This is a genomic window from Kitasatospora sp. NPDC036755, assembly GCF_040636595.1.
In the GTDB taxonomy this organism is placed as follows: Bacteria; Actinomycetota; Actinomycetes; order Streptomycetales; family Streptomycetaceae; genus Kitasatospora.
In genome coordinates, this window is the sequence record NZ_JBEZUT010000485.1 from 1 (window position 1) to 4503 (window position 4503).

The following is a 4503-nucleotide window of genomic DNA, read 5'->3' on the forward strand; positions in this document are numbered from 1 at the left end:
GGTGGGACGCGCTCATCCGGCTGTTCCGCGCCTGACCCGCGCTCGCCCGACCGCCCGACCGACCGCACGCCCGCCTGACGGGCGGCCGGGCGGTCGGGCGCTCACGTGCTCACGTGCTCAGCCGTCGGTCCGCCGCCGGTACAGGGTGAAGGCGTCCACCGGCGTGAGGTCCGCGTGCGGCCCGTCGAAGGTGTAGTAGGTGACCTTCATCGTGGTGGTGCCGCCGCGCCGGTCTCCCGGGTCGACCTCGAAGGCCGCGAAGCCGTGGGGGTGGGTGCGGTCCTGGACGGCGGCCCAGGGCGCGTCCTCCGTGAGCCAGATCGACTCCCGGTACGGCATCCCCGGTTTCTGGTCCTCCAGCCCGATGACCACCCGGCCCTTGGGCTGCTCGAAGAGGTCGTCCTGGGTGGTGGCGGCGTTGCCGCCGGCGCCGATGACCATGTGGACGGTGCCCCGTCCGGTGTCGACCATGTCGGTGCGGGTGCCGGTCGGCACCGGGGTGCGGGCGTCGTTGGGCAGGGTGCCGCGGACGGGGTGGGAGCGCTCGTAGTAGTGCTCGTGGCCGCAGACCACCAGGTCGACCCCGTAGGCGTCGAACAGCGGGCCCCAGGTCTCCCGGAGGCCGAGGTCGCTGCCGGCGCCGTGCTTCGAGCTGGAGACCATCGGGTGGTGCATGCAGACCACGATCCAGTCGATCGACCTGCTGCTCCGCGCCACCCGCAACTCCCGCTCCAGCCAGCGCCGTTGTGCGCCGCCGGAGAAGCCGCGCAGATAGATGTCGCCGGAGTTCTGGATGGCCTCGTCGTCGTTGGCGAGGCTGATGAAGCGCACCGAGCCGACGGTGAAGGCGTACCACAGGCCCCGGGTCTCCTCGTCGGAGGAGGCCGAGGAGTCGGGCAGGGAGTAGTAGGCCTGGTAGCCGAGCGCGCCGATCGGGCCGTTGCCGCCCTCGTTCTCGTGGTTGCCGACGCAGGGCATCCAGGGCCGCAGCCGGGTGGACCGGCTGTTGCTGATGAACCAGTCGGCCCAGGTCGCGGTGCGGCTCTGGCCGTGGCGGCCGGCGTAGGAGGAGTAGCAGAGGTCGCCGTTGATGAGGTTGAACAGCGGCCCGACGCGTTCGACGGCGGTGACGATGTCGGCGGAGGCCGCGGTGCCGACCTGGCTGCTCATGTACACCGGGTACTTGCCGAGCGGGGAGGGCATGCCGTCGGGGAAGGTGATCCGGCGGCGGAGGTTGGGCGCGCCCTGGTCGCCGAAGCTGGTGAAGGTGAAGGGGGCGCGTCCGCGCGGGGCGGTGGTGAAGGTACCGGTCTCGGGGGTGGCCCCGTCGTGGCCGGCGCTGTAGAGGTAGGTGGTGCCCGGGCGCAGGCCGGTGAGGCGCGCGTGGTGGACGTACACCTCGGCCTTGTCGAGCGAGTCCCGGTAGGTGCGGGTCTCGGCCTGGACGACCCGGCCGAGGCCGCCGTCCGTCGAGCCGTACCGGACCTGGGGGCGGCGCACGGACTGGGGGCTGATCCACGAGACCGTCATCTCCGTGCCGGCGTCGGTGCCGAACTGGAGGTGCAGTCCGGCCACTCCGGCCGTGCCCGCGCGGTGCGGGGTGGTCAACAGCAGTGGGCTGGTGGGCGCGTCGTCGGCCGGCGCGGCGGCCGCGGGTTGCGCGGCCGCCGTCGTGCCCGCTGCCACCAGGGCGGCTCCGGCCGCCGAGGTGCCCTTGAGGATGGACCTGCGTGCAATGGTCATGAGGACTCCGCCTGTCGAGTGGGGGGTTCGACAGGCAGTCACTTTAATGACATGTGCACGTAAAGACGATCGTTTTGGCAGAGATGATCGATCGCATGGTCGGGGCGGCGCCGACCGGGAGACTCGATCCGGCCACCGAACGGGATCCGGCCGCGGCGCGGGCGCCCGGCTACTCCTTGCGGCCCACTCCCCCGTACAGCCCGACCTTGCCCTCGCCCGCGGCCGCGGCCTCGGCGGGCTCCGGGTGCCAGCGGTCGACCAGGACCACGCCCGGCTCGTCCAACTCCAGCCCGGCGAAGAAGCGTTCGAACCGCTCGCGCGAGCGGAAGTGCAGGCTGATCCCGGCCTCCGCGTAGCGGCGGTCGGCGACCTCCGCGCGCTCCGGCGCGAGGTCGGCGGTCGCGGCGGTGAGCGCGAGGAAGCTGCCGGCGGGCAGGGCGTCCAGGAGCTTGCGGACGGGCGGGTGCGCGACCTCGTCGGAGAGGAAGTGGACGATGTTGACGAGCGTCAGGGCGACCGGCTCGCGCAGGTCCAGGGTGGCGGCCACCCCCGGGTCGGCGAGGAACCGCTCCGGCTCGCGCAGGTCGCCCTGGACGTAGGCGGTACGGCCCTCGGGGGTGCTGGTGAGCAGGGCCCGCGAGTGGGCGAGCACGATCGGGTCGTTGTCGACGTAGACCACGCGACAGGCCGGGTCGACGGCCTGCACGATCTCGTGCAGGTTGGGCGTGGTGGGGATGCCGGTGCCGACGTCCAGGAACTGCCGCACGCCGTGCACCTCGGCGAGCCGGCGGACCATCCGGTGCATCACGGCCCGGGCGGCGGCGGCGTCCGCGCGCACGCCGGGCAGTTCGGCCAGGACGCGGTCCCCGACCTCGCGGTCGGCCGGGAAGTTGGTCTTGCCGCCGAGCAGGTAGTCGTAGACCCGGGCGGAGTGCGCCCGGTCGATGCGCAGGTCCACCTCGGGCGGCGCCTCGTAGTCGGCCTCGGTGAGCCAGCTCTCGGAGACGGCGGCGCCCGCCGTCCCGGTGTCCGCCGTGTCGGAACCCCATGCGTCCGTGTCCACGCTCGCCCTCCCCGCTCCGCGTTGGTCCGGACCACTCAACCACAACCGGTGACTGTCCGTCAGGCGGTTCCCGGTGTCCGCTGAACCGAGGCTTCCGCCCGGCCCGTCGCCGCCACGAAGGAGGGCACCCGCATCGCCGTCAGCAGCCCGAGGGCCGGGCCGGCCGTGCAGACGGTGACGTACACCGGGATGACGCCCAGCCAGTGCCGGTCGCCCAGCCACTCGGCGAGCAGCGGGAAGGTCCCGCCGAACGCGGCGATGGTGGTCGCGTTGACGACGCCGAGGCCGACCGCCCGCACCTCCGTCGGGAACAGCAGCCCGGTGAAGACGTTGAGCGTGCCGAGCACCGTGGCCACCAGCATCCCCAGCAGCACGGCGACGGCCTGGAACGGCAGCCAGCCCTGGCGCAGCCCGGCCAGCAGGACGCCGACCAGCGGGATCGGCAGGACGAAGGCGATCCGGGCGACCGGCAGCAGGCCGAAGCGGTCGGCGGCGGCGCCGGTGAGCAGCATGGTGACCAGCACCACGCCGAGCACCACGGTCATGAAGGAGGCCGCGTCCTCCTTGTCGATCACGTGGTAGGCGGCGGCGTACTGCGGCAGGTAGACCAGAGCGAAGTAGTAACCGACCGTCCCGCCCAGGGTGTTGAGGAAGACGGTGAACACCGCCCAGCGGTGTTCACGCAGCGTCCGCAGGAACGGCGGGCGAGCGGTGCGGGCGGAGCGCTCCCGGGCGCGGTGGAACTCCGCGCTCTCCGGCGCCCGGCGCCGCACCCAGACGGCGGCCAGTCCGAGCAGCGCGGCGATCACGAAGCCCCACCGCCAACCGCCGCTCTCCAGACCGGACTTGCCGAGGGTGTGGAGCAGCAGGGTGAGCACGCCGAAGGAGAGCAGCGAGCCGAGGATGATGCCGCCGTAGGAGACCGAGCTGAACGCGAAGCGGTGCCGCGCCGGGGCGGTCTCGGTCACGTACGCGGCCACGCTCGGCGCCTCCCCTCCGAAGGCGAGACCCTGCACCACCCGGGCGAGCACGGCCAGTACCGCCGCCCAGACCCCGATGCTGCGCTGGCCCGGTACGGCGGCGAGGCCGAGGCTGGCGGCGGCGATCACCGCCATGCCGAGGCTGAGCGCGAAGCGCCGCCCCCGGCCGTCGCTGAGCCGCCCGATCAGGTAGGAGCCGACCGGTCGGGCGCCGAAGCCCACGGCGAAGGTGACGTAGGCGCCGAGGACGCCGCTGACGCCGTGCTTGCCGTGCCCGAAGAGGTCGGCCGCGAAGTAGGGCGCGAGGACGGCGTAGACGTTCCAGTCGAAGGACTCGACGACCGATCCGACCGTCGCCGCGGCCAACTCCCGCCGCCGGCCGCCGGTTTCCGCCTGTTCACGGAGCGGTGCCACCGCACTGCTTTCTGTCATGGCCTCAGCATGGCACCGTTCGGATCCGCGCGGAATCACACCGCGCGCCCGACCGGAGGCCGTCGCCGACTCCTCCACCGATAGGCGGATGAGAATCCCATGTGACTGGTGTGACAGGCAGGTGATATTCCTGTGCCGTGCCTTTCATGATCACCCGAAACCCTCGGCGCGCCCTGCCCGCCGCCGTCGCAGCCCTCGATGACCAGGGCGGCGGCGTAGGCGCCGACGCCGAGGAAGGCGACGTACCCGAGGTCGAGCAGGCCGGCCAGGCCGACGACGATGTTC

At 72.7% G+C, this 4503-nt stretch carries 3 protein-coding genes; all 3 read right to left on the bottom strand.

Annotated features, from left to right (window positions below):
* Positions 1-117: 117 nt before the first annotated feature.
* The gene (locus AB0E96_RS38450; RefSeq protein WP_359831081.1) at positions 118-1743 is read right to left on the bottom strand and encodes a metallophosphoesterase family protein; all 1626 of its coding nucleotides are present in this window, start codon (positions 1741-1743) and stop codon (positions 118-120) included.
* Positions 1744-1912: 169 nt separating this feature from the next.
* Positions 1913-2806 carry an SAM-dependent methyltransferase gene (locus AB0E96_RS38455; RefSeq protein ID WP_359831083.1) on the bottom strand — a complete coding sequence of 298 codons (894 nt, stop codon included), beginning with the start codon at positions 2804-2806 and terminating at the stop codon, positions 1913-1915.
* A 59-nt stretch (positions 2807-2865) separates the two neighbouring features.
* Positions 2866-4218 (bottom strand): MFS transporter, encoded by a 1353-nt coding sequence (locus tag AB0E96_RS38460; RefSeq protein ID WP_359831085.1) that lies wholly within the window; start codon positions 4216-4218, stop codon positions 2866-2868.
* Between the last annotated feature and the right edge of the window lie 285 nt (positions 4219-4503).

Coding starts and splice junctions, on each gene's coding strand:
- AB0E96_RS38450 (WP_359831081.1), bottom strand. CDS start 1,743: ATGACCATTGCACGCAGGTCCATCCTCAAGGGCACCTCGGCGGCCGGA.
- AB0E96_RS38460 (WP_359831085.1), bottom strand. CDS start 4,218: ATGACAGAAAGCAGTGCGGTGGCACCGCTCCGTGAACAGGCGGAAACC.